At 68.6% G+C, this 22,614-nt stretch carries 29 protein-coding genes and 1 riboswitch; of the genes, 13 read left to right on the top strand and 16 right to left on the bottom strand.

All coding sequences use genetic code 11. From position 1 onward, the window contains the following. Window positions 1-140 precede the first annotated feature (140 nt). Genes ABIS05_RS14290 through ABIS05_RS14275 form a run of 4 tightly spaced genes read right to left on the bottom strand, consistent with a single transcriptional unit; the run spans window position 141 to window position 3,700 of the window. On the bottom strand, window positions 141-1,568 hold the full coding sequence (locus tag ABIS05_RS14290; RefSeq protein ID WP_348009272.1) for a sensor histidine kinase N-terminal domain-containing protein: 1,428 nt from the start codon (window positions 1,566-1,568) through the stop codon (window positions 141-143). Continuing rightward, window positions 1,565-2,233, bottom strand: coding sequence for a response regulator (locus ABIS05_RS14285; RefSeq protein WP_348009271.1), 669 nt, complete (start codon window positions 2,231-2,233; stop codon window positions 1,565-1,567). The genes ABIS05_RS14290 and ABIS05_RS14285 overlap by 4 nt, the downstream gene beginning before the upstream one ends. Window positions 2,234-2,286: 53 nt before the next feature. After that, window positions 2,287-3,510 (bottom strand): type II toxin-antitoxin system HipA family toxin, encoded by a 1,224-nt coding sequence (locus ABIS05_RS14280; protein ID WP_348009270.1) that lies wholly within the window; start codon window positions 3,508-3,510, stop codon window positions 2,287-2,289. A 22-nt stretch (window positions 3,511-3,532) separates the two neighbouring features. Beyond that, window positions 3,533-3,700, bottom strand: coding sequence for a hypothetical protein (locus ABIS05_RS14275; protein WP_348009269.1), 168 nt, complete (start codon window positions 3,698-3,700; stop codon window positions 3,533-3,535). Window positions 3,701-4,060: 360 nt separating this feature from the next. Between ABIS05_RS14275 and ABIS05_RS14270 the strand changes: the two genes are divergently transcribed. The 4 genes from ABIS05_RS14270 (at window position 4,061) to ABIS05_RS14255 (ending at window position 7,994) form a co-directional block, all read left to right on the top strand. Then, on the top strand, window positions 4,061-4,459 hold the full coding sequence (locus tag ABIS05_RS14270) for a GntR family transcriptional regulator (RefSeq protein ID WP_348009268.1): 399 nt from the start codon (window positions 4,061-4,063) through the stop codon (window positions 4,457-4,459). Then, entirely contained in the window at window positions 4,456-5,337 is an 882-nt protein-coding gene (locus ABIS05_RS14265) for an ABC transporter ATP-binding protein (RefSeq protein ID WP_348009267.1), read from the top strand. Before ABIS05_RS14270 ends, ABIS05_RS14265 begins: the two co-directional genes overlap by 4 nt. Before the next feature lie 2 nt (window positions 5,338-5,339). Beyond that, entirely contained in the window at window positions 5,340-6,797 is a 1,458-nt protein-coding gene (locus tag ABIS05_RS14260; RefSeq protein WP_348009266.1) for a hypothetical protein, read from the top strand. A 121-nt stretch (window positions 6,798-6,918) separates the two neighbouring features. Beyond that, window positions 6,919-7,009, top strand: a riboswitch (cyclic di-GMP riboswitch). 94 nt (window positions 7,010-7,103) lie between these two features. After that, window positions 7,104-7,994 (top strand): hypothetical protein, encoded by an 891-nt coding sequence (locus tag ABIS05_RS14255; RefSeq protein ID WP_348009265.1) that lies wholly within the window; start codon window positions 7,104-7,106, stop codon window positions 7,992-7,994. A gap of 9 nt (window positions 7,995-8,003) precedes the next feature. Here the strand turns inward: ABIS05_RS14255 and ABIS05_RS14250 are convergent, their stop codons facing one another. Next, a complete protein-coding gene (locus tag ABIS05_RS14250) occupies window positions 8,004-8,447 on the bottom strand; it encodes an SRPBCC family protein (protein WP_348009264.1) in 444 nt (147 codons plus the stop codon). Window positions 8,448-8,508: 61 nt separating this feature from the next. Further along, window positions 8,509-8,985 (bottom strand): flavin reductase family protein, encoded by a 477-nt coding sequence (locus ABIS05_RS14245; RefSeq protein ID WP_348009263.1) that lies wholly within the window; start codon window positions 8,983-8,985, stop codon window positions 8,509-8,511. A 59-nt stretch (window positions 8,986-9,044) separates the two neighbouring features. Here ABIS05_RS14245 and ABIS05_RS14240 point away from each other — a divergent pair, with 59 nt between their 5' ends. Continuing rightward, complete coding sequence (locus ABIS05_RS14240; protein ID WP_348009262.1) at window positions 9,045-10,028, top strand: M48 family metallopeptidase; 984 nt, start codon at window positions 9,045-9,047, stop codon at window positions 10,026-10,028. Here ABIS05_RS14240 and ABIS05_RS14235 read toward each other — a convergent pair. Next, window positions 10,011-10,643, bottom strand: a complete 633-nt coding sequence (locus tag ABIS05_RS14235) for a Crp/Fnr family transcriptional regulator (RefSeq protein WP_348009261.1) — start codon at window positions 10,641-10,643, stop codon at window positions 10,011-10,013. The genes ABIS05_RS14240 and ABIS05_RS14235 overlap by 18 nt on opposite strands. 116 nt (window positions 10,644-10,759) lie before the next feature. Further along, a complete protein-coding gene (locus ABIS05_RS14230) occupies window positions 10,760-11,437 on the bottom strand; it encodes a helix-turn-helix transcriptional regulator (protein WP_348009260.1) in 678 nt (225 codons plus the stop codon). A 280-nt stretch (window positions 11,438-11,717) separates the two neighbouring features. Here ABIS05_RS14230 and ABIS05_RS14225 point away from each other — a divergent pair, with 280 nt between their 5' ends. Next, window positions 11,718-12,518 (top strand): class II glutamine amidotransferase, encoded by an 801-nt coding sequence (locus tag ABIS05_RS14225; protein ID WP_348009259.1) that lies wholly within the window; start codon window positions 11,718-11,720, stop codon window positions 12,516-12,518. Window positions 12,519-12,559: 41 nt separating this feature from the next. Here ABIS05_RS14225 and ABIS05_RS14220 read toward each other — a convergent pair whose 3' ends face one another. Beyond that, window positions 12,560-13,753, bottom strand: coding sequence for an acyltransferase family protein (locus tag ABIS05_RS14220; protein ID WP_348009258.1), 1,194 nt, complete (start codon window positions 13,751-13,753; stop codon window positions 12,560-12,562). On the opposite strand from ABIS05_RS14220, the gene ABIS05_RS14215 reads away from it, so the two are divergent. Both ABIS05_RS14215 and ABIS05_RS14210 read left to right on the top strand, forming a co-directional pair. Then, complete coding sequence (locus ABIS05_RS14215) at window positions 13,752-13,886, top strand: hypothetical protein (protein ID WP_348009257.1); 135 nt, start codon at window positions 13,752-13,754, stop codon at window positions 13,884-13,886. The two genes, ABIS05_RS14220 and ABIS05_RS14215, sit on opposite strands and share 2 nt — an antisense overlap. A 32-nt stretch (window positions 13,887-13,918) precedes the next feature. Beyond that, window positions 13,919-15,055 (top strand): Fic family protein, encoded by a 1,137-nt coding sequence (locus tag ABIS05_RS14210; RefSeq protein ID WP_348009256.1) that lies wholly within the window; start codon window positions 13,919-13,921, stop codon window positions 15,053-15,055. Here the strand turns inward: ABIS05_RS14210 and ABIS05_RS14205 are convergent. The 4 genes from ABIS05_RS14205 to ABIS05_RS28230 form a co-directional block, all read right to left on the bottom strand. Continuing rightward, window positions 15,016-15,714: a LytTR family DNA-binding domain-containing protein gene (locus ABIS05_RS14205; RefSeq protein WP_348009255.1), complete on the bottom strand. Its 699-nt coding sequence runs from the start codon at window positions 15,712-15,714 to the stop codon at window positions 15,016-15,018. The genes ABIS05_RS14210 and ABIS05_RS14205 overlap by 40 nt on opposite strands. After that, window positions 15,702-16,748: a histidine kinase gene (locus ABIS05_RS14200; RefSeq protein ID WP_348009253.1), complete on the bottom strand. Its 1,047-nt coding sequence runs from the start codon at window positions 16,746-16,748 to the stop codon at window positions 15,702-15,704. Before ABIS05_RS14200 ends, ABIS05_RS14205 begins: the two co-directional genes overlap by 13 nt. Before the next feature lie 336 nt (window positions 16,749-17,084). Continuing rightward, window positions 17,085-17,285 (bottom strand): hypothetical protein, encoded by a 201-nt coding sequence (locus tag ABIS05_RS28235; protein WP_407074812.1) that lies wholly within the window; start codon window positions 17,283-17,285, stop codon window positions 17,085-17,087. Further along, entirely contained in the window at window positions 17,237-17,671 is a 435-nt protein-coding gene (locus tag ABIS05_RS28230; RefSeq protein WP_407074813.1) for a hypothetical protein, read from the bottom strand. The genes ABIS05_RS28235 and ABIS05_RS28230 overlap by 49 nt, the downstream gene beginning before the upstream one ends. On the opposite strand from ABIS05_RS28230, the gene ABIS05_RS14190 reads away from it, so the two are divergent. Further along, window positions 17,555-17,827 (top strand): hypothetical protein, encoded by a 273-nt coding sequence (locus tag ABIS05_RS14190; RefSeq protein ID WP_348009251.1) that lies wholly within the window; start codon window positions 17,555-17,557, stop codon window positions 17,825-17,827. The two genes, ABIS05_RS28230 and ABIS05_RS14190, sit on opposite strands and share 117 nt — an antisense overlap. Before the next feature lie 77 nt (window positions 17,828-17,904). Here the strand turns inward: ABIS05_RS14190 and ABIS05_RS14185 are convergent, their stop codons facing one another. Continuing rightward, entirely contained in the window at window positions 17,905-18,060 is a 156-nt protein-coding gene (locus ABIS05_RS14185) for a hypothetical protein (protein ID WP_348009250.1), read from the bottom strand. Between the two features lie 130 nt (window positions 18,061-18,190). On the opposite strand from ABIS05_RS14185, the gene ABIS05_RS14180 reads away from it, so the two are divergent. Further along, window positions 18,191-18,745 carry a low affinity iron permease family protein gene (locus tag ABIS05_RS14180; RefSeq protein WP_407074811.1) on the top strand — a complete coding sequence of 185 codons (555 nt, stop codon included), beginning with the start codon at window positions 18,191-18,193 and terminating at the stop codon, window positions 18,743-18,745. Between the two features lie 135 nt (window positions 18,746-18,880). Continuing rightward, window positions 18,881-19,441 carry a hemerythrin domain-containing protein gene (locus ABIS05_RS14175; protein WP_348009249.1) on the top strand — a complete coding sequence of 187 codons (561 nt, stop codon included), beginning with the start codon at window positions 18,881-18,883 and terminating at the stop codon, window positions 19,439-19,441. Window positions 19,442-19,699: 258 nt separating this feature from the next. Here ABIS05_RS14175 and ABIS05_RS14170 read toward each other — a convergent pair whose 3' ends face one another. Next, on the bottom strand, window positions 19,700-20,020 hold the full coding sequence (locus ABIS05_RS14170) for a DUF192 domain-containing protein (RefSeq protein WP_348009248.1): 321 nt from the start codon (window positions 20,018-20,020) through the stop codon (window positions 19,700-19,702). 391 nt (window positions 20,021-20,411) lie between these two features. Here ABIS05_RS14170 and ABIS05_RS14165 point away from each other — a divergent pair, with 391 nt between their 5' ends. After that, entirely contained in the window at window positions 20,412-20,912 is a 501-nt protein-coding gene (locus tag ABIS05_RS14165) for a hypothetical protein (RefSeq protein WP_348009247.1), read from the top strand. Window positions 20,913-20,962: 50 nt separating this feature from the next. On the opposite strand, the gene ABIS05_RS14160 is transcribed toward ABIS05_RS14165, so the two are convergent. After that, the gene (locus ABIS05_RS14160) at window positions 20,963-21,241 is read right to left on the bottom strand and encodes a hypothetical protein (RefSeq protein WP_348009246.1); all 279 of its coding nucleotides are present in this window, start codon (window positions 21,239-21,241) and stop codon (window positions 20,963-20,965) included. A gap of 180 nt (window positions 21,242-21,421) precedes the next feature. On the opposite strand from ABIS05_RS14160, the gene ABIS05_RS14155 reads away from it, so the two are divergent. After that, the gene (locus tag ABIS05_RS14155) at window positions 21,422-22,561 is read left to right on the top strand and encodes an ABC transporter permease (protein ID WP_348009245.1); all 1,140 of its coding nucleotides are present in this window, start codon (window positions 21,422-21,424) and stop codon (window positions 22,559-22,561) included. Window positions 22,562-22,614: the final 53 nt, after the last annotated feature.

The raw sequence follows: 22,614 nt of genomic DNA, 5'->3' as shown, positions 1-22,614 counted from the left end.
GTCGAAATTGCATGCTGTCTCCATCGATTGGGGTTGACCCGGCACAGCGCTGGCGCCGGGTGGTGGCCGCAATGTAGTGAGGGGCGACTTTCAGCCACCTTTGATCGGAGCGGCCGTTTTATGCGGGCAAACCCGTGCCTTCAACGGCTTGCTGGCGGCGGCGGTGGGCCGGGATCGAGCGGCAGGAGCACCGTCACCACAAGCCCTCGGCCACCGGGCCCGGCGGCCAGTTGCAGATCACCGCCGTGGCGCGTGGCGATCGAGCGGGCGATTGCCAGACCGAGGCCGGAGCCGGGCAGTTGCACGTTGCTGCCGCGAAAAAATCGCTCGCTGGCGCGGTGCAGCTCATCGGCCGGAATCCCAGGGCCGTCGTCGCAGACGGCGATGGCCGCCTGTCCGCCGATCTGCTGCAGCCGCACCGTGACGTGGCCGCCGCGCCCGGTGTAGCGGATGGCGTTGTGCAGCAGATTCGACAGCGCTTCCTGCAACAGACCGGGATGCACCTGCACCCACAGCGGTGCGTCTGCCGCGTCGATCCCCAGGTCGACGCCGGCCTCGCGGGCGGTGGCCCACCAGTCGCGCGTCAGACCTTCGGCCAATGCCGCAGCGTCGACGCATTCGGAGGCCACGTCAGCCGCATCGGTGCGCGCCAACGCCAGCATCTGGTTGGTCTGGCGCACCGTCTCGTCGAGCTGCGACTTGATGGCGCGCAAGGCCTCGCCCATGAGGGCTGGATCCTGCACGCGCAGCGCAAAGCCGACCTGGGTCGCCAGCGTCGTCAGCGGCGTGCGCAGCTGGTGCGAGGCATCGTCGATGAAGCGGCGCCGCGCCTCGGACATGCTGCGGTTGCGCGCGACGTGGAAGTTGATGGCCTCCACGAGCGGCTGCACGTCGGCGGGAATGGCCAGGCCGGCGATGGGCGTCATGTCGTCGGGCCGGCGCGAGCGCACCTCGTCGCGCAGCCGGGCGAGCGGGCGCAGCGCCCAGGCGACGCCGCCGGCCAGCAGCAGGCCTGCCGCCGCCACCAGCAGCAGGTCGCGGGCCACCGCCTGCAGCACCAGTGAACGCGTGAAGCTCTGGCGTGAGCTCAGTTTCTCGGCCACCTGAATGACGATGCGCTGATCGGCGGCGCCGCCGGGCAGGGGTGGGTCCAGCAGGCGTGCATACGAGCCCACGCGCACCGGCTCGCCGAAATAGGCCGCATCCATGAACTGGGGCTGGCCGGTGGTCAAGGGCTCTGCAGGCTTGGGCAGGTCGGGGCTGCCGATCTCGACCAGGCCGTCCTCGGTGGCGACGCGGTAGTCGACCTGGCCGCTGGCGGTGAGCTCGAAGAATTCGAGCATGCGGTAGGGCAGCTCGACGCCGATGCCGCCGCTGGCACTGGAGATGTTGGCGTCGATCGACTTGATGGCGCCCAGCAGGGAGCGGTCGTACGCGGCATTGGCGGCTTCCACCGCCGTGCGCCAGGTCAGCACGAGTTGCGCGCCCACGGCGCACAGCATGCCGGTCAGCAGCACCAGCAGCAGCGTGTGCCGCACGCTGCTGCGGTGCAAGCCTGCGAGATTCAACGGTCGCACTCCAGCACATAGCCCAAGCCACGCAAGGTGGTGATATTCACCGGGCTGGGCGCCAGGCGCTTGCGCAACCGGTGCACGAGCACCTCGATCACCTCGGGGTGCACATCCTGCTCGTCGGAGAACACGCGATCCAGGATTTCCTGCTTGGACATCGGCTGGCCGCTGCGGTGGATCAGCGCGCGCAGCACCGCATGCTCGCGTGGCGTCAGCACCAGCGTCTGATGTTGCAGCGTGAACAGCTTGGACCCCGCGTCATAGCTCAGCGGCCCACAGGCAAAACGCGGCTGGTCGCTGCCTCTGGCGCGCCGGATCAGCGCGATCAGGCGCGCCTCGAGTTCAGCCAGCTCGAAAGGCTTGGCCAGAAAGTCGTCTGCGCCCTCGTGAAGGCTGCTGACGCGCTCCATCAACGAGTCGCGCGCGGTGAGGATCAACACCGGCAGCCGCTCATCGGCCGCACGCAGTTCGGCCAGCACATCGTGGCCGCCAACGCCGGGCAAGCCCAGGTCGAGTACGAGCGCGTCGTAGCGCGTGGCCTTCAGGCTGCGCCGCACCAGGCGGCCGTCGTCGACCCAGTCGACCTGGAAGCTGCTTTGCTCAAGCGCGCGCTTCAGCCAGGTCGCCAGTTCGCGCTCGTCTTCGGCAAGGAGAATCCGCATGGACGGGAGGGTAGCAACGTGGGCGACTGGCTAAGCTCTTTCAGCGCTGAACGCTACCTGGAAAGGCCCGGAGTTTTCCTGTCGATGAACTCGGCGCGCTGCGCCTTCAGATTCGGGCCATCGATGTACTGGCTCATCTGGTCCAAATCGCGATTGCTCACGCCGACGCCCCGGAAGAACTCCTTCCAGCCATCCACGGCCACAGCGACACGCTTGACCGCCTCTATGGCCACGCCCTTGGTGAGCCCGAATGCCTGAACCTCCGACAACGCGTTTTCTATCGACGCATCGGCCTGGTCCTTGCCGACCCTGAGCTGCTGTTGACCGAGCCCCTGGACCGACGGCACCACGTCATAGGCCGGGGACAGGTCGTAGAACCCGTCTGCCGCGCGCACGAAGGCGTGGTTTTTCTCATGGTCATCCGTGTTGTCCATCAGGATGTTGAAGACCATGCGCTTGAACAACTCCTTCTGTTGCCCGCGAATGGCTTCCGCTCGGCCGATCCGACGCAGGCTCTGCGCGAGTTCAGGGTAGCCCATGGGCAGGCCGTTGGCACGCAACACGGTGTTGGCCGAAATCACATGCGAGCGCGTATCACCGGCGCGATCAAAGCGCCTCACTGCGACGGCGTGCCCGCGCGCCAAGGGAAGCGCGCGCGTGTGCGCAACGTCCAGCCCGCACTGGCTGGCCAGGCGCATGGTGGCGTGCTCGACAAGCTCCGTGTTGAAGTCCTCTCCTTCGGAGAACTTCACGACCCACTGCGCGCCGTCCATCTCGATCAAGGACTTAGGCCGGGCGCCGCCGAACGACGGGCCGGGCTTGACCAAGCGCACCAGCCGCTCGTCCACCTTCTCGTCCGCCAGAACCGCAGCGACCGCACGCTGCATGTCGTCGAGGTTCGCCAAGCTCGCCATGGCACCCTCGCTGCTGGGCTGATAGCCAGCAGCATCCGTCGAGACACCCAGCGCGCCGAAGCGGTCATCGCCAGCAAAGTAGAGGTACTCCAGCACAGACAGCCGTGAGGGTCTGTAGAGGTTGCGAATCACACGCTCGCCCCAGCGATCCGGGCGCGCGTCGTCAACGGCGCCGGCAGCCATGTCCCGCTCCTTGGGCACGTAGACGCCTCGGCCCAGGGGAAGGTCTTCGCTGAGCGGGAAGCCGTGCTGCAGCCAGTCGGCCGAATACTCCAGGCCGACTTTGCGGTTGCCCTCGGTCAGGAAGATCTGGCCGACTCTTCGAGGCGACGCAGGCCCTTCGCCAAGCCACCACAGGCTCATGGTGTCTTGCGATTTGTAGGCGCTATTCACGGCGTCGGCTCCCCTTCTTCTCAATGGCCAGGATCTCTTGTGCCAAGGCCTGGGCGTCGTTCTCTGGCGCCGCCAGATCCCGCAGCGTGCCATCTCGGCCGAGCAGCCACAAAGCGGTGGCATACACGCCCATGCTGACGCGCGGGTCGCCCTTCTCCATGGCAGCCAAGGTCGGAACGGATACATCCATCCGCAAGGCCCAAGAGCGGAGCGACTCCTTCCGTCGCTTTCGGCCAAGCCGCAGATGACTTCCCAGCACCTCCAAGGAGATCTGGACAGGACCGGGCAGGCTCGCTACGGAAACGGCGGCTTTAGGCATATTCCAAGATTACACAAACACGTATTTTTGTGCAATCTTGGTTTTACAAACACCGATCTCCACCGAACGTCTGAAAGGGCTGTTGGCGGCAGCTCCTGGTTTTCGACAGCGACGCCGAAGAGGCAGCCATTTTGTGCGACGCGGGGCTTGACCCGTACTGTCCACGTGTACTATCGTACTGGTACACGTTGGCAGTCACCCATGGATCCCACCCACTTCGTTCACATCAACACTGGCTCGCCCGAGCCCATCTACCGGCAACTCATCGAACAGGTGAAGCGGCGTGTGGCGGCCGGGCAGCTGAAGGCGGGCGACGAGATCCCGTCGGTGCGCGAGCTGGCCCAGGCGCTGGCCGTGCACCCGATGACCGTCTCCAAGGCCTATTCGCTGCTGGAGAGCGACGGCGTGCTGGAGCGACGACGGGGCCTGTCCATGGTCGTCGCCGCGCAGCACCGGAAGGCCCAGCCCACCGCCGACCGCGTCGAGTTGCTGCGGCCCACGCTGGCGCAGGCCGCCACCGAAGCGCGGCAGCTCGAAGTTTCCAAGACGCAAGCCCTGCAGTTGTTCAAAACCATCCTCGACGACGAGAGCCCCCGATGAGCCACTTTCCCCACTCCGAAAGCCCCAGCGCCGAACTCAGCGGCGTGAACCTCGCCTATGCCGAAGGCAGCAGCGTGCTCAAGCAGCTCGACTGGCAGCTGCTGCCCGGCCAGGTCGTCGGCCTGCTCGGCCGCAACGGCTCCGGCAAGACGACGCTGCTGGAGACGCTGCTGGGCCTGCGCGAACCCCAGGCTGGCTGCGTGAAGATCTTCGGCCAGGACGCGACGCGGCTGGACGACTCGGCGCGGGCCCGCATCGGCTACGTGCCCCAACACAACGACCTGTTCGAGGCCTTCACGGCAGCGCAGCTGTTGGCGTATTTCAAGAGCTTCTACCCGCGCTGGAACGAGTCGCGCGTCGAGGGCCTGCTATCGCGCTGGGACATCGACCGCAACAAGCCCATCCGCAAGTTGTCAGGCGGCCAGCAGCAGCGCCTGTCCATCATCCGCGCCCTCGCCCACGAGCCCGACCTGCTGGTGCTGGACGAGCCCGTCGCCAGCCTCGACCCGGTCGGCCGTCGCGACTTCCTGCGCGAGCTGGTGGACCAGGTGCTTGACCGTGGCACGACGGTCGTGTTCTCCACCCACATCCTGTCCGACCTCGAGCGCGTGGCCTTCAACCTGGCCTTCCTCAGCGGTGGCCGCATCGCGCTGCAGGCGCCGCTGGACGAGCTGCTGGAGCAGGTACGCGCCTTCACCGGCAGCGTCTCCGAGATGGCCGGCCTGATGGGCCGCTTGGGCGCGCAGCCGCTCAAGCGCACGCCGTTGGAGGCCGGCCGCGAGCGCGTGCTGGCGCGGCTGCCGACGAATGCCACGCTGCCAGCCGGCATCGAGGCTGAGCGCGTCAACCTGGACGACCTGTTCGAGGAGCTGACCTGATCATGGATGTAAGCCTCAATCAGGTGCTGCTGGCGTTCTGGCGCCAGTCGAACATGGACAGCAGCCGCTGGGTGCGGGTCGTGTTCTACGGCGTGGTGCTGGCCCTCCTGAGCGTCGTGCTCTGGTTCATGCCGGTCGTGCAGATGCGCATCGCCATCGCCTGCACGGTGCTCGTCCTCGCGTTGTTCGGGCTGTGGGTGATGCTGCTCGGGAACCTGATGCAGCAGAACCATCCCACCACCACTCGCCTCGTTCCCGGCCACCTGCGTCGGCTGCGCCAGGCGACGCTGCTCGTCTGGCTGCTCATCAGTAGCCTGCAGGGGGTGCTGGCTTGGCTGGCGCTGGCGGGACGAGTGCCGCTGCCGCCGCTGCTGCTCGCAACCGCCGCAGTCGGCGTCGGTGCCGGCTGGGCGCAGCGCCACTGGATGTGGGCCATCGTGCTGTACGTGACTCCGTCCCTCGTCGTGCCGCTGCACCTGCAGGAGCGCCTGGCGCCGCAGTGGCACGCGCTGGCCGACATCTGGCAGGTCCAGCCCTGGGGCTGGCTGGCACTGAGCCTCATCGTGCTGGGTGTGTTGCTGGTGCGCTTGTTCGGCACGGGCGACGCCAGCCACCGCGTCTTCTACGAGAGGCTCCAGCGCATGCTCAAGATGGCGCGCAGCGCCGTGACCGGCAACCGCGCAGGCATGGGCGCGCTTGGCCGCGGCGGCGAGTGGTTCGCTTGGCCGGTCGACGCGCTCGCTTCGAGGTGGCTCTCGCGGCTGCTGGCCCGGGCGCAGCCTCAACAGGCCAGCGTGATGGCCCGTGCCGAAATCGTGCTGCACGGCATCGAGCACTGGCTGCGCCACGGGGCGAGCGTGGGCCTGACGCTGGTGAGCGTGGGCATGGGCGGCGCACTGACCTTCGAGCTGCTGGGTGTCACGTCGGGCCAGTCCTTCAACAGCGCGACGCTCAGCCTGCCCTTCGGGCTGGCAATCGCCGGTTTCTACCCCGGCTTTGCGCTGCGCAACATGCTCTGGCATACCCGGCGCGAACAGGCGCTGCTGGCCCTGCTGCCTGGCATGCCGCAGGGTGGCCGGCTCAACCGCGCGGTGGCCTTCGTCCAGCTGCGCCATTTCCTGATCGCCTGGGCCGCGTCGACGCTGCTGTTGGGCGGCCTGATCCTGCTGACCGGGAATCCATCGGTGCTGAGCATGTCCATCGCGGCCCTGCCGCTGGGCGTGCTGAACCTGACGCGTGCACCAGCCACCATGCGCGCACCGACGCCCTGGACGGTTTCGCGGCCGGTACTGGGCTTCATGCTGCTGAATGCGGTGCTGTGGGGTGCGTGCGCCTTCATGAACTCGCTGATCTGGCCGCTGGCGGCCGCGAGCCTGACCTTGAGCGCGGCCCTGCTGGCCTGGCGCTGGCGAGCGCTCAGCCAGGCGCCATCGGCCCTGCCGGCCGGACGGCTGGCCTGAGCAAGGCCGCCGCAAGCTTCAAAAACCGCTCGTCGCGAGCGCCGCGCCGCTCGCCGGAGGTGGTTTGCGGACTGTGAACTTCAGCACGGACAAAACACGGCTTACATCCGCACACTGAGCCCCATGCAGTCGGCAAACCCGTTGAAAAGCGGGGACGCAAAGCCACCGGTCTTCATGCTCCGCAAGGAGCGCAAGACAGCGGGGCTGCCCTAGGCGGACAAGGACATGTCCGCAGCGTGGCACACGACGAAGGTGCCGGCTACTGCCCAGTAGTCCCCACCTCGTCCAACCCGAAAGAGCCACGCCATGAAAACCACCCTCACCGCCATCTCCCTCGCCCTGCTGGCCCAAGCCGGCTTCGCCGCCGACGCGCCCACCGCCCAGCTCACGGGTCTCGTGCGCATCGTCAAGAGCGACGGCAAGACCGTGCTGGCCCAAGCCGCGCCGCTGCTGGTCACCGCCAACATGGCGACGGGCAAGCTGCCCGAGATCACGGTCAGCGACAAGGACGCCTTCCTGAGCGCACTGGGCCGCTGCGCCTTCAATTTCCAGTACGACGAGATCAGCGCCACGGCCGTCGCCAACAGCACCAACCGCATCTTCAGCAACGACGCGCTGATCGCGCAGAACACCCAGATTGCGCTGGCGGCCAAGGTGGCCAGGACGATCTGGACCCAGCCCTACCTGGTGGCCGGTGCCAACAACGTGAAGATCGTCGTCAACGCAGAGTCGGCCACGCCGAGCACGGGCTGGGTGCGCATCAACGTGGCCGGCACCTGCGGCGCCGTCACTGCTCCCAAGCCAGCACCGACCCCGGCTCCGGCCCCCGTGACCGTGCCCAAACCTGCCCCTGCGCTCGCACCCACTGCCGAGCCCAAGCCAGCGCCGGCCCCAGCGCCCGTCGCCAAGCCCGCTCCCGCGCCGGTCGTCTATATCCAGCCAGGTTCCGGTGACTGGAACAACCTCAACACCGCCTGGGGCTACAGCAACTACGCCGTGACCCAGCTCAAGGGCAAGGGCTATGCGAAGTACGACGAGGTCGTGCGGCTGAATACTGCGCTCACCAACGTGATCAACGCCAAGAAGGTCTCAACCGGCGACTACGCCAGCCTGATGGCGGCGTGGAACGCACTGCAGGCCGACGCCGCCTTCAGGGCCGCGATGACCGCCATCGTGCCGACGCCTGGCAAGAAGTAAGCAGGCCGACTACTGCTGGATCGCCGGCTCGGCGAGCTGGGCCAGCAGCGTCAGCGATTCCTGCCAGCCCAGGTAGCAGGCCTCCGCCGGGATCATGTCGGGGATGCCTTCCTGCCTGATGTGCACTTCCGTGCCGCAGAACACCGCGCGCAGCTCGACCGTCGTCGTCATCTCGCCGGGCAGGTTGGGGTCGTCGAAGGTCGCTGTGTAGCGCAGCTTCTGGCCGGGCACCAGCTCCAGGTAGCGCCCGCCAAAGCTGTGGCCGCCGCCGGTCGTGAAGTTGGTGAACGACATGCGGTAGCTGCCGCCCACCTGGGCGTCCATCTCGTGCACGGTACCTGTGAAGCCATGCGGCGGCAGCCACTTGGCCATCGCTGCGGGCATCGTGAAGGCGCGGTAGACGCGGTCGGGCGGGCAGCGCAGCACGCGGTGCAGGGTGACGGTCTGGGTCATGGCATTTCCTGGTGAGTGGGATACAGACACGACGATCGGCGCGCCGCCGGATCGACAAAACTCAGAGGGGCAGTTCGGTGAAGTAGCGCCCGCCGTGGAAGATCAGCGGCTGCGCGCCGGGCCGCGACGTGCAGCGCTCCACCTCGCCGACGAAGATGACGTGGTCGCCCTCCTCATAACGGCTGCGGTTGGCGCATTCGAAGACGGCGACGGCGCCCTCCAGCACCGGCGCGCCGCCCGCGCCCTCGTGCCAGGCCACGCCGGCGAAGCGGTCGATGTCGCGCATGGCGAAGCGTTGGGCCAGCTCCTTCTGGTCGGCCGCGAGGATGTTGATGGCGTAGTGCGTGCCGTGGGTGAACGTCGGCAGCGAGCCGGCGCGCCGCGCCAGGCTCCACAGCACCAGCGGCGGGTCCAGCGACACGGAGTTGAAGGAGTTGGCGGTCAGGCCGACAAGACTGCCGTCTGCCGAGCGCACGGTGACGATCGTCACCCCGGTGGCGAACATGCCGAGGGCGGCGCGGAATTGCTGGCTGTCCATGACGGTGATTGTCGCCAGTCCTACGAAAGCCCTGGCAGCGTCATCGCACAATGCCGGCCATGCATGCCGACGACTTCCAGGTCCGCGATGACCTGCAGTTCACCAACCCCCCATCCCGCCTGTTCGGCGACTGCGCCGACTGCGCCAACGGCCGCTGCGCGCCGCCCAGCCAGCGCGGCCGGCGCCTCTTCACGGGCCTGCTCGCCGCCACCGGTGCGGCGGCCTTCATGCCGGCCTGGGCGCGCGAGGGCGTGGACGTGGGCGCCAAGAGCAAGTTCACGGGCTTCGTGTCTGCGGCAGAGCTGGAACAGGCCGGTGGCCAGCAGTACGCGCAGATGATGCAGCAGGCCGCGCAGAAACGCGCCCTCGCGCCGGCGGAGCATCCCCAGCTGCAGCGACTGCGCTTCATCGCCCAGCGCATCATCCCGTTCAGCTACGAATGGAACGACCGCGCGCGGCAGTGGAAGTGGGAGGTCAACCTGCTCGGCGACCCGCAGCTGAACGCCTTCTGCATCCCGGGCGGCAAGATCGCCTTCTTTTACGGCATCCTCGAAAAGCTCAAGCTGGACGACGACGAGGTGGCGGCCGTCATGGGCCACGAGGTGGCGCATGCGCTGCGCGAGCATGCTCGCGAGCGGGTCGGTAAGTCGCTCACAACCGGTTTGGTCGTTGAGGGCATTTCAGCGCTGTTCGGCCTGGGCAATCTGGGCCGCACCGTGACCGGCTACGGCGGGCAGCTGTTCAGCCTGAAGTTCAGCCGCGACGACGAGACCGAGGCTGACCTCGTCGGCATCGAGCTGGCCGCGCGCGCCGGCTACGACCCGAGCGCCGCCGTGCGGCTGTGGGAAAAAATGATGGCGGCCAACAAGGGCGCGCCGCCGCAGTGGCTGTCCACCCACCCAGCCAGCGGCACGCGCATCCACGACATCCAGGCCAATCTGCCCAAAGTGTCCGGGCTCTACGCCCGCGCCCCCAAGCCGCAGCAGCGCTTTCCGGTGGCGCCGCCGCTCAAGGCGGCGCCTTCTTCACCAACGGGCCGGTAACGCCTTCAACCGCTGGTATTCGCCTGCCGCCACGCGCTTCAGATAACCACCCAGCTCCAGGTCCTTGACCAGCTTGGACACCATCTCGCGCGAGCAGCCCAGGCGCTGGGCCATGCCCTGGTGGGTCAGCTCTAGGTGGCGGCCGTCGCCGGTGAGTTCGTCGAAGAGATTCTTCAGCCGGCCATAGACGTCGTTGAGTGCCAGCTGTTTGGTCGACAGCGTGGCCGAGCGCGCGCGGCGGATGACCTTGGTCAGAAGCTCGAAAGCGAACTCGGGGTGCTCGCTGATGTGGGTCAGCAGGCTGGCCCGCGTGACCATGACGAGGCGGCTGGCCTTCTCGGTCATGACGCTAGCCGAGCGCGGCCCGCCGTCCAGGCTCATCTCGCCAACGTATTCGCCGGGGCCGTAGACGCCGTAGGTGATCTCGCGGCCACGCACGTCGCTGCTGAAGGCACGCAAGGAGCCGGCCAGGATGAGGTAGAGGTTGTCGCCGACCGAGCCTTCCTCGATCAGCACGACGCCCTTGCGGTAGCTGCGCGCAATGCCGCGCGAGGCCAGCAGCCGCAGCGAGCTGGGCAGGGCCAGAAGTTCGTTGTCGAGGAAATCGTCTGCCATGCGCGCGGCGCGGCGGGCATATGGCCCGGCCGCGTGCGCGAATGTTAAGGCCCCTCGTCCGGGAGCCTTGGCGGCCCCGCGACGGGCGCGGCCCGCCTACTTGAAATGAGCCGCGCTCAGTTGACCAGTTTGGGCGGCCTCAGCGACGACACCAGCGGCGGCAGCAGCGCGAGCTGGCGCATCAGCTCGCCGATGCTGTCGGCACCGCTCTTGGCGCGGATGCTCTGGATCTGGCTGCGCACCGTCGAGATGGCGACGCCTTGGCGGGCCGCCACATCGGTGGGCTTGACGCCGTTGGACAGCGCCTTGAGCACCTCGGTCTCGGCCGGCGTGAGCTGGTAGCGCAGCGCAAACCACTGTGCGGCCAGCTCGCCGCAGAGCGTGCGCCGCTCCAGAATGAGCAGCACGGCCGCCTGGCTGACGTCACGGTTGAGCGGCACGACGACGACATTGGCGCGGCCGCATTCGGCACGCTCGTCGCCCAGGCGCAGCAGGCAGCGCCGGCCGCTCGCCTCGGCGCCTTCCAAAGCATCCGCCAGTGGCACCGCGTCGGTCAGCAGGCGTGCACGTAGATGCGGGCCGACGACTTCGAGAGGGTGGTTGTCGTCCAGCGCCGCCCGCGCCGCCAGGTTGGCGTGCAGCATGCGTCCGGCGCCGTTGAGCAGCACGACGCCGTGGTCGAGCTCCTCCAGCACAAGGCCCATCCACTGGCTGGACAGCGAGGCGGCCTGACGGCGCTCCTCACGGGGACGACCGGGGACTGGGCCCGGCTGAACAAAGTCATTCACCCACATGGCAGCTCTCCTCGGCTTGCCCGCTGCAAGCCTCCACAAAGCGTAGGAGAGCACGTTTCAGGTTTGGCGTAAATGTTGCGGGATGTGCTTGTGAACGAATTACGGCCCGGTGTCATATGAGCCGGACGCAACGGCAACTAGGGATTGCGCACCGCCAACGGGCTTGCGTGCACAAAGCCACGATGGCATGAGCTCATGACGGAAGCGTCGTTGGCGTTTTCGTCATCCCCCTTCAGACTGGCGGCGTTGTTCATCCACAAGCCACTGCCCACGATCTCCGATGTGTGAGCTTTTCGCCCTCAATAGCCGCTTAGCCGCCGCCGCCAACTTCTCGTTGAGCGGCTTTGCCGCCCGCGGAGGACGCACGGCAGACCATGTCGACGGCTGGGGCGTGGCCTTCCACACCGGCGAGCGCTGCGAGGTCTTCGTCGAAGACCGGCCGGCCGCCGAGTCCGATCTGGCCTCGCACTACGGCCGCCACCCGGTGCAGGCGCGCAACATCATTGCCCACATCCGCAAGGCGACGCAGGGCGCGCGGGCCGTTGAGAACTGCCACCCCTTCCGGCGTGACTGGGCTGGCCGCACCTGGGTGTTCGCGCACAACGGCGACCTGGAGGACTTCTACCCCGCACTCACCGGCGCCTTCACGCCGGCCGGCCAGACCGACAGCGAGCGCGCCTTCTGCTGGCTGATGCAGCGGCTGCAGCAGCGTTTTGGCGAGCGCCTGCCCGACTGGCCCGAGCTGGCCGCCACGCTGACGCCCTGGCTGCACGAGATCGCCGAGCACGGCCGCTTCAACTTACTGCTGACGGACGGGCGCGCGATGCTGGCCCATGCGTCCACCAAGCTGCATTGGCTGCGCCGCCAACCGCCCTTCGCCCATGTGCGGCTGCGCGACGGCGACCTGAGCGTCGACCTCGCCACCCTGAACGGCCCGCACGACCGCATGACGCTGGTGGCCACCGAGCCGCTGACGCACGACGAAGCCTGGGCCGCCTTCCAACCCGGCGAGGTGCGCGTGTTCGAGCAGGGCGACTGCGTCTTTCTGAGCGAAGGCATTCCCGCACAAGCCGCAGCCTGAGCCAGTCGGCTGCCAACTTGGCGGCCTGGCCTCAGCGCTGTTCAAGCCGCTGCAACCGCACTGACCGGCACGTTCGCGCGGCGGCTGCGGCGCTGGATGCCCACCAGCAACGCCAGCCCCGGCACCCGGCGTGCGCCGAGGTAGGCCAGCGCGCAGATCGCGAAGGTCAGCGCGATCAGCAACACCGCCTCCAGCCCCCACGGCAGCGCCAGCGGCTTGAGCGCCTGCGTCAGCAACACGATGACGCTCTGGTGCAGGACGTAGAAGCAGAACACCGCCGCGCTGGCCTGGCGCAGCAGCGGCGACTCACGGGTGAAGGCGCGCTGCGCCCAGCCGCAGGCGGCGGCGATGGACCACCAGCTCATGCACGCCCACAGCACCCGCTGCGCGACCAGCACCTCGGTGGGCGGTGGGGTGTTGGCATAGTGGATGAAGTAGGCCATCAGCAGCGCCCAGCCGCCCAGCGCGCCGGCCAAGGCCGCCCACCGCAGCTTCTGCGCCGCCTCCCACAGCCCTGCGGCCAGCGGCGTGCGGCTCGTCCAGCCCAGCGCAAACAACCAGCCGTACTGCAGATGGTTGTAGAGGTCGTGCACGAGGTTGTGCGTGCTCGGGTGGTGCGGGAAGACGGCCACGCGGGCCAGCACCAGTGGCGCGGCCGGTAGCAGCAACCAGGCCCAGGCGGGCAGCGCGAGGGCACGGGGCTTCACGCGCAGCAGCGCCGCCAGGGCCGCCACCACAACACCCAGGACCGCGTACAGCCACAGATAGGGCAGGAACCACAGGTGGTTCCAGGTCGGCACGGTCATGCAGTCCTGGCCACGGCAGTAGGTGCCGCCGTGCAGATAGGCCTGCCAGAAGTCCAGGTAGCCACCGTCGCCGGGCAGTTGCGCCGGCACCTTGGTCAGCACCTCGAAATAAGCCTGTGGCGTGACGATGACGGCCATGCCGAACAGCAGCGGCAGCAGCAGGCGCAGCGAGCGGTCCTTCAGCGTGCCGAGCGCGCCGCGCGTGGCCATCAACCCCTGACAGGCTGCCCCGGCGACGAGGAAGAGCAAGCCCAGCCGCCAGGGCGCACTCAGCATCATGAAGGGCTCGAGTGCGCTGCTGGCGGCAGCGCTCTTCACATGCCAGTCCCAGGTCACGTAGTACATGCCGACGTGATACGGGATTAGCAGCGCGAAGGCGGCAACGCGTAGGCCGTCGAGGAAGGGCAGGCGAGCGGATGAGATGTTCATGGCCGCCAGCTTCGCGGCGGGCTCGTTCGAGGGCGAGCGCGGCGGGGCCAGTGGCGGGCGGGTGGGGGCGAGCTGCCGTGGCCACGCTGCGGTGAAAAGCCATGTCATTCGCCGCATAATTCGCGGCGAATGAGGGGCTACGGTGAATAGAGGCACAATCACCGCATGTTAAGCGGCGAATACATCTGGCAATTGCCCGACTGGCCGGCCTTGCGCTACGACCTGGCCGCGCTGGCCGCGCCACTGGCCGCCGTGAGCCAGGCGCAAGGCCGGCTGCTGGGCCGGCTGACGGACGTGGGCCTGGGGCCGCGCGACGAAGCCAGCTTGGCGGCGCTGACGGACGACGTCATCAAGACCAGCGCCATCGAAGGCGAGGCACTGCAGCCGGCCTCGGTGCGCTCGTCGCTCGCGCGCCGGCTGGGCGTGGACATCGGCGCGCTGGCTCCGGTGGACCGACATGTGGAAGGCGTCGTCGACATGGTGCTGGACGCCACCGGCCACGCCGATGCGCCCCTCACGGAAGCGCGCCTGTTCGGCTGGCAGGCGGCGCTGTTCCCGACTGGCCACTCCGGCCTGACGGCTATCACCACCGGCGGCTGGCGCGATGACGCGCAAGGCCCGATGCAGGTCGTCTCCGGTCCGGTCGGTCGCCAGCGCGTGCATTTCGAGGCCCCGCCGGCCGCGCGCTTGCCGGGCGACGTCGCGCGCTTCCTGGCCTGGGTGAACGAGCCCGCGCCGACCGAGCCGGCGCTGCTGCGCGCGGGCCTGGGCCACCTGTGGTTCGTCACGCTGCACCCCTTCGACGACGGCAACGGCCGCCTCGCGCGCGCCGTGGGCGACCTGCTGCTGGCGCGCGCCGACGGCAGCCCGCAGCGCTTCTACAGCCTGTCGGCGCAGATCCAGCGCGAGCGCGCCGCCTACTACGACATGCTGGAGCAGACGCAGAAGCAGGGCGACCTCGATGCGACCACCTGGCTCGCATGGTTCCTGCAAACCCTGCAGGCCGCGCTGGGCCAGGCCCACCAGACGCTGGACACGGTGCTGCACAAGGCGCGCTTCTGGCAGCAGCTGCCCGCCGTGGCGCTGAACGAGCGGCAGGTGAAGGTGCTGAACCGGCTGCTCGACGGCTTCGACGGCAAGCTGACCAGCAGCAAGTGGGCGGCCATCGCCAGGTGCTCGGCCGACACCGCGCTGCGTGACCTGAACGACCTGGTCGCGCGCGGCCTGCTGCAGCGCTCGGGCGCAGGTGGGCGCAGCACGAGCTACGAGCTGGCGAGCCAGCCGTCCAGCACCGGCCGGTAGCCTCGCGACACGCGCAGCGTTTCGCCGCAACTCAAGCTCAGCACCGCCTCGCCGCTGCCCAGGCGCTCGATGCGTTTCACATGCGCCGGGTTGACCGCGTGGCTCCGGTGAATACGCAGGAAGCGCGCGGCCCAACCGGGGCGGGTGAGCGCCTCGGCCAGCGTGGCGCGCTCCAACAGGCTGCGCGGCGGCAAGTGCAGTTCGATGTAGTTGTCGGCAGCCGAGATCCAGTGCACATCGGCCAGCAGCAGGCGCTCGCCTTCGACCCACCATTCGCCCACCGGCACCACCGGCAGCGCCAGCAGCTCGCGCACGCGGCCCAGCGCGGCGGCGAGGCGGTCGACCGTGTAGGGCTTGAGCAGATAGTCCAGCGCCGCCAGCTCGAAGGCCTGCAGCGCGTGCTCGGCGTGGGCCGTGGAGAAGATGACGCAGCGCACGCCGGCTTCGCGCAGCGCCCTCGCGAGCTGCACGCCGTTGCCGCCGGGCATTTCGATGTCGAGCAGGGCGAGGTCGGGTGGCGCGGCAAGCGTCTGCACGAGGGCCAGGGCCGCAGGCGCGTCGGACGCTTCAAACAGCTCGGCCACGTCGGGCTCGGCGGCCAGCAGGCGGCGCAGCTTGGCGCGCGCGGCGGGTTCGTCGTCGACGATCAGGACACGCATGGCAGGTCCAGTTGCAGCCTCATGCCGCTGCCGTCGGGGCCGAAGTCCACATGCGCGGCGCCGCCGTAACGCGCCTCCAGCCGCTCGCGCAGATTGCGCAGGCCGAAGCCGCCATCAGGGTCGGGTGGCGACTCGGGCACGGCCGTGTCACCGTGGTTGCTGACGCGCAGCTGCAGCCGCTCACCTTCGCGCGTGGCGGCCACGACGACGGTGACGCGGCCACGGTGCCGAGCCACGTCATGCTTGACCGCGTTCTCCACCGGCGCCAGCAACAGCAGCGACGGCAGTCGGCAGTCGAGTGCGGCTTCTTCCGCGTCGATCTGCACGACGAGTCTCTCCGGCCCGAAGCGCGCCTGCATCAAGGCCAAAAATGGCTGCACCAACGCCAGCTCCTCGCGCACCGAATGCTCGGCGCGCTGCTGGGCGGCGAGGGTCTGGCGCAGCAGGTCGGCCAGCTGGCAGAGCAGCCGGTCGGCGCGGGGCACGTCTTCGTACATGACCGAGCTGATCAGGTTGAGCGTGTTGAACAGGAAGTGCGGCTGCACCTGGTCGGCTAGACGGGCGAGGCGCAGCTCGGCAAGTTCCAGCCGCGCCTGCTCGGCGGCGTGGGCCATCCAGATGCCGCGCGAGATCAAGCAGAAGCTGATGTAGCTGACCGCGTCCTTGCCGCCTTCGAAGATCAGCAGCGTCGACACGTCGTCGGGCCGGTAGTCGACGCCAACCAAGCCGTAGACCAGCAGGCGCAGGCCGAACATGCCGGCGATATGCAGGCCGCTGAAGACCGGCAGCGCCAACGCATGCGCGCCGAGCTGCTGCGGCCAGGGCCGGCCACGCAGCCGGCCGACGAGGGCGTGAATGCCCACCGCCAGCGCGCCGATGACGAGCACGGAGCTGAACTCCCACAGGAAGGGCTCCCACGGCCGCGTGCCGCCACCGAGCCGGTAGGCCTCCAGCGCGGAGGCGCTGAGCAGCAGGCCGATGACGGTCAGCAGCGCGAGATAGGGCAGGCGCCAGCGGCGCGGCAGGAGGGGCATGGGGCGAGGGTAGCTGCGCCTGCCGATGCGCCGACCGCGGCTCGTCCCGGCCTGACTGCAGCTTGTCCCAACGGGGGCTGGCGCGAGGCGCGAACCCCGGCGCAAGCGCGGCGGCACAACCTCGGCCTCGCCGATGCAAGGGCCGTGCGAAGGCACTACCAGGACCCGCTCACCAGCTTTGCGCCCAGCCTGCCCGTGGGTCACGCTGTGGCCGCCATGGGCCGCCGCCACGGCCAGCACGCCGACGCGCCTCGGCCGAGCGGCTGGCGCAACTGGGCCTCAGCCCCGCGCTGCTAGGCCGCCTGCCCGCATCGGTGACCGGCGGCGAACTGCAACTCATCGCCCTAGCGCTAAGCCGACGGCCTCGTCCAGCAACTCCTTGCGCAGGGCCTCGCGGTCGATGTGAGCCGGCAAGTCGACGAAGCGATCCAGGATCTCGCGCACCAGCTTCTCGGTTTCGGAGCGCAGCTCGGCGTCGCTCATGCGCGTCAGGTCGCGGCGGCGCAGGTCGATGGTTTCGAGCAGTGGGTCGTGCACATGCTTGCGCCAGGGGTGGCGGGCCTGCACGGCCAGCACCTCGGGCGAGACGGGTTCGTTCGCGTCCGGCAGCATGGTGCCGACGATGGGCCGCGGAACGTTGGCGGCGGGCGGTTGCGCCACGTGCAGCGGGATGACCTCCGCCGCAGTGGGCAGTGGCACGGCGCGCGGCGCGCGGCTTGGCCCTCTGGCCCTCGCCCTCGCGCACCCGCAGCGTCACGCCGCCGATGCGGATCTGGTCGGCAAACGTGAGCGGCCCGTAGCGCACGATGCGCGAGGTTGACCCAGGTGCCGGTGAATTGGCCGCGGTCCTCCAGCGTCCAGCCGTCGCGCGTTTCGATGAGCTTGGCGTGCTCCCGCCCGACGCGCCAGCCACGCAGCTGGATGTCGCAGTCCTTGCCGCGGCCGATGCTGATCTCGCGCTGGTCGAACTCGAGTTCGCGCGTCTCGCCGCCAGCGGTGATCTGGATGATGAGTCGTCTCATGGCGTGCCTAAATCCGGCAGTTGGGCGAGCCCCCAGCGGTGGTCACCAGCGTGGTGAACGGCGCGAAGCGAGCAAGGGGGTGAGCCATCTGAACTTTCGATGAATAGCGAGCGGTCAATTGCCGGGCTTGGGCACTAGGGCATGTTCAGTGGCACCAGCCACTGCGCCAGCACCCAGCCGCGCTTGCCCGTGGCGCCGGCGCCGATCTGCACCGGCAGCCACGCGCCCTGGGGCGGCAGGCTGAGGCGGCGCACCACATCGCCGCGCTGGGCGCGCCAGCGAGATCGCACGGCTACAGCGCGGCGCTCTCTTGCCCTCCTACAACCGGTTTGCTCGGAGGCTGGCAATCCCTCTTGACCGCCTCTAGCACCATGCGGTCCAAGAGTTGAAGACGTTGATGAATGAAAACTTGGCTAAGCCATGACCTCTGCGACCCCCGACCCTCAAGAGACCGACGTGCTGGGCTCGATGCCCAGCACGAACACCGCAAGCTATGCGAACCGTTCCGGACTGCTGCGACGCTTTGACCACTTCGCATCGGCAGCGACGCGGTGGTGCGGCACTCCCGTGGCGTTCTGCCTCGCGGTGGCCACCGTGCTGGTGTGGGCGGCGCTTGGCCCGCTGAACGCCTATTCCGAGAACTGGCAGTTGGTGATCAACACGGGCACGACCATCGTCACGTTCCTGATGGTGTTCCTGATCCAGCAAAGCCAGAACAAGGACAGCGTGGCTTTGCACCTCAAGCTGAACGAGCTATTGGCCGCTCACAAGTCGGCAAGCAACCGAATGATCGGCATCGAGTCGCTCGATGAGCAGGACTTGCGAGAGGTCGCCGCGTTCTACACCCGCTTGGCAGAACGCGCCGAGAGCGCGGGGCCGGTCAAGGAGGTGCACTCCATTGACGAGGACGGTATGCCTGCTTCTGCACCGTACACACACAGGGACCGTGAGAGGGCACGCGCTTTGCCACGTTGATCGCTCGGGGACCACACGGATTGCACGTCCTTTCCGATGTCGATTGCTTTGATAGGTGAATCGACTCTTTCGTGCCGCTGTTGACGCAGCGGTTTTATGCCACTAACCAGTAGCCACTAGCCAGTAGGACCTCCCATGCCAACCACCGCAACGAAGACCTCAGCCAAGGCGTCCAAGGGCGCTTCCACCAAATCCGCCGCCGGCCGCGCGACTGCATCGAAGAAGGCCACCGCACCTGATGCGATCGACCTGCTCATCACCGACCACCGTGAGGTGAAGGCGCTGTTCAAGGAATACGACAAGCTCGTCAAGGCGGAAGCCGATTCCGGCGAGAAGCAGGCCATCGCCCTGCAAATCTGCGTGATGCTGACGGCACATGCGACGGCAGAGGAGGAGCTGTTCTACCCGGCCGCCCGCGATGTGCTCGGCGAAGATGAAGACCTCGTCGACGAAGCCGACGTCGAACACGCCAGCGCCAAGGAGCTGATCGCCCAGATCGAAGCCGGCACGCCGGACGACCCGCTCTACGACGCGAAGGTGAAGGTGCTCGGCGAGTACATCGACCACCACGTCAAGGAAGAAGAAGGCGAAATGTTCCCCAAGGTTCGCAAGTCCGACCTGGACCTGGATTCCCTGGGCGAAGAGATCGCCGCGCGCAAGGCCGAGCTGCTCGGGCAAACCGACGAACCGCACTGACCGCTCAGCGGCCCGGTGCAAGCGCCGGGCCGCTCTTCCTTTGCGCGGTTTCTGATCGGTTCACTTCATCAGCGAACGATTCAGTTGCCACTACATCCCTCCCGTGCGAGCTGGCGCCAGCGCGTTGTGGATGTACGGGTTGCGGTGCTCATTCGGTGACTCGCGCCTGGACCTGGCCGTCAGCGGCCCCGCCTCGGCACGGGGCGCCTACGGCGCGGGGGTGCCTGCACAAGCGCTGCCAGGGCTTCCGGAAACGAATCAATCAGGGTCTATGCGCGAGCCGGGGCGAAGCTGCAGCCGCTCGGCCTCGCCAGCGGCGAGTTCCAGCGTCATGCGCGCGCCGATGCAAGCGCTCAGGCGCCAGGGCGCCAGCGCCGGCACCACCTTGATGACGCGGCTGTCGCGGTCCACGTAGACCACGTCGATGGGGTAGCGCATGAAGCAGGTGTGCACGCTGGAACAGGGCTTGATCGCCAGCGCCTCGCCGGGCTTCAGCCTCGGCAGCGCCAGCAGGCCCAGCAGCCGGGCGCGGAAGCCGGCGTTAAGCGGCGTGAAGGTCCGATGGCTGGTGCTCGTCACAGGGACAGCAGCGACAGCGTAGCGGCTCGCGTCTCGGCGCAACACGAGCGAACGTTCTCGCGCGCCGCTGGTGGTGGCGTCGCGCTCGTGTGCGGTTCAGCGCTTCTTCTTTGGTGGGGCTTTCTTCTGGCCCCGCAGAAGAAAGTTACCCCGCCGCCGGGCGGGACTCCCGGCAATGCACCGAGCAGTCTCTCTCTCTCGGCCGAATCAAACCAAGAGAAGCTCGGAGGCTGGCGCGAAGCCCGATGATGGTTCCGCTGCACCCGCTGGGGTTCGCGACGCTTACCCCAGCCTACCTGCTGACGCGCGAGCGGGGCACTGCCACCGGCAGGAGCGACGCCCACGCAGCGGCGCGATGTAAGGTCAGCCCCTGCTCGCACGAATGCCCCGAATGAGACGCCACCCCCTGATCGCCCTGCCCCTGCTGCTAACGCTGATGCTGCTGGCGGCCTGCGCGCCCTGGCCCACGCGCCCGCCCGAGGTAGCGCTGCCGCTGCACCAGGCCTGGGTGGAGGGCCGGCGGGTGGACTATGTGACGACGGACATCTCGGACGCCGCGATGGCGGCCCAGTTGGGTGTCAACCATGTGCCACGGCTGAAGGACGCGCTCGGTGCCGGCCGGGCGTCCCTCACCGAGCGGGTCTACAAGTTCGTGGACGGCAGCCAGATCAGCATCTTTCCGTCGGCCCCGGCGCCCGCAGGAGCCGCCCAGCCGGATGCGAACTACAGCCCGCTGTGGCGCCTGGTGCAGGTGCGCTGGCAGCCCGGTGCGGCGGTGCGGGAGCTGCGCTCGGAGGAGGCGCTGCTGGACGCGCTGAGCCGGGGTGAGCTGTCGTTGGAGGTGACGGACATCGTCGTCAACTGCCCGGTCACGCGCGCGGGATCGAAGTAGGCCGGGGCGGGGTCCTGCGGCACCGCCATGCCGGCAACAACCGGCTTCGCTCAGTCGCCCTTGCCCGGCCGCTTGTCATCACCCGCGCCGCGTTCGCCGCCCTGCACCATGTCGCCACGCCGCTCGGCGTCCAGCCCCGGCGTGGCGCGCAGGTCGGTGTCGACCTGGCCTTGCTTCAGGTCCTTGGCCGCGCGCTCAACATCGCGGTTGGGGTCGGGGTGGGTGGCGTTGGTCTGCTGATCCCGCTCGTGCGGCAGCGACGGGCCCTTGGGCTCCACGGCACCGCGTTGCGTGGTTTCGTCGGGGCGGGGGGATGCATTGGCTGTCATGGCGGGCTCGCGGGTTGGGCTAAGGCTGAACTTTCGGCGCCGGCATCGCCGCGCGCGGTCGTCGGAGCCGCCGTCGGCCTGTCGGCGCAGGCCGCTACCGCGCGGCGGCGCGCCGTCCTACAAGCGGCGACGTTGCCGTCCTTGCCCGGGATGCGTCGGGGCGACAGAGCATTCGGCGTCATGGCCCATGCGCTTGCTGCCCCCACCCTGCCGACCGGCGACGCCGGCCGCAGCACTGCGGTGGGCAATGCCCGCTGGGAGGGTGAAGGGCAGCGCTGGCGCCTGGTGCTGGCCGGCGACTGGGCAGGCGACGCCGAGCTGCCCAAGCCGCCGGCCGAGCTCAAGGTGGCAGCGGGCACGCAACTGACGTTCGACAGCTCCGCGCTGTCGCACTGGCAACCGGCCTTCGCAGCGGCGCTGTGGCAGGCGCTGGCGCCACTGGCGCGGGCCGGCGTGGCGCTGGACCTGGCCGGCCTGCCGCGTGGCCTGCAGCCGCTGCTGGCCTTGAGCCTGCCGCAGCCCGAGACTGCGCCCAAGAACACCGCCGCAGCCGACGAGCCCGCGCCCGAGCCCGAATGGCGCAAGACGCTGGTGTTCATCGGCGAGATGCTGGCCGCTGTGGGCCGGTTGCTGCGCGGGCGCAGCGCCATGCGCTTGAGTGACTGGTTATGGCAGATCGAGCAAACGGGGCCGCGCAGCCTGCCCATCGTGCTGCTGGTGAGCACGCTGGTCGGGCTGATCGTGGCCTACATGGGCGCGGAGCAGCTGCAACGCTTTGGCGCGCAGAGCTTCATCGCCAACCTGGTGACGATCGGCGTGGTGCGCGAGATCGCGGCGCTGGTCGTCGGCATCGTGCTGGCGGGCCGCGTGGGCGCAGCATTCGCGGCGCAGATCGGCAGCATGCGCGCCGGTGAAGAGATCGACGCGCTGACGACGCTGGGCGTGGACCCGGTCGAGCACCTGGTGCTGCCGCGCATGCTGGCCCTGCTCGTCACCGGCCCGCTGCTGACGCTGTGCGCCGGTGTGGCCGGCCTGTTGGTGGGCGGTGCCGTGGCGGTGTTCCTCTATGACGTTCCAGCCAGGGCCTATCTGACGACGACGGCTGAGGCGCTGGCGGGCTGGGACTTGTTCGTCGGCCTGCTTAAGGGCAGCGTCTATGCCGTGCTGGTGGCGCTGGCCGGCTGCCGGCAGGGCCTGAACGCGGGCCGCAGCGCGCAGGCGGTGGGCGAGGCCACGACGGCGGCGGTCGTGCAGGCCATCGTCTGGATGGTCATCGCGGCGTCGCTGTTGACCGTGATCTTCCAGCGCTTGGGTATATGAGCCCCTCGTCCAAGGAGTACCTTGACCGGTCCCCCGAGGGGACGGCGATGCTT

Source organism: Roseateles sp., from assembly GCF_039929605.1.
GTDB lineage: Bacteria > Pseudomonadota > Gammaproteobacteria > Burkholderiales > Burkholderiaceae_C > Pelomonas.
The sequence above is the reverse complement of the archived record's forward strand: the minus strand, read 5'-3'. Positions and strand labels throughout refer to the sequence as shown.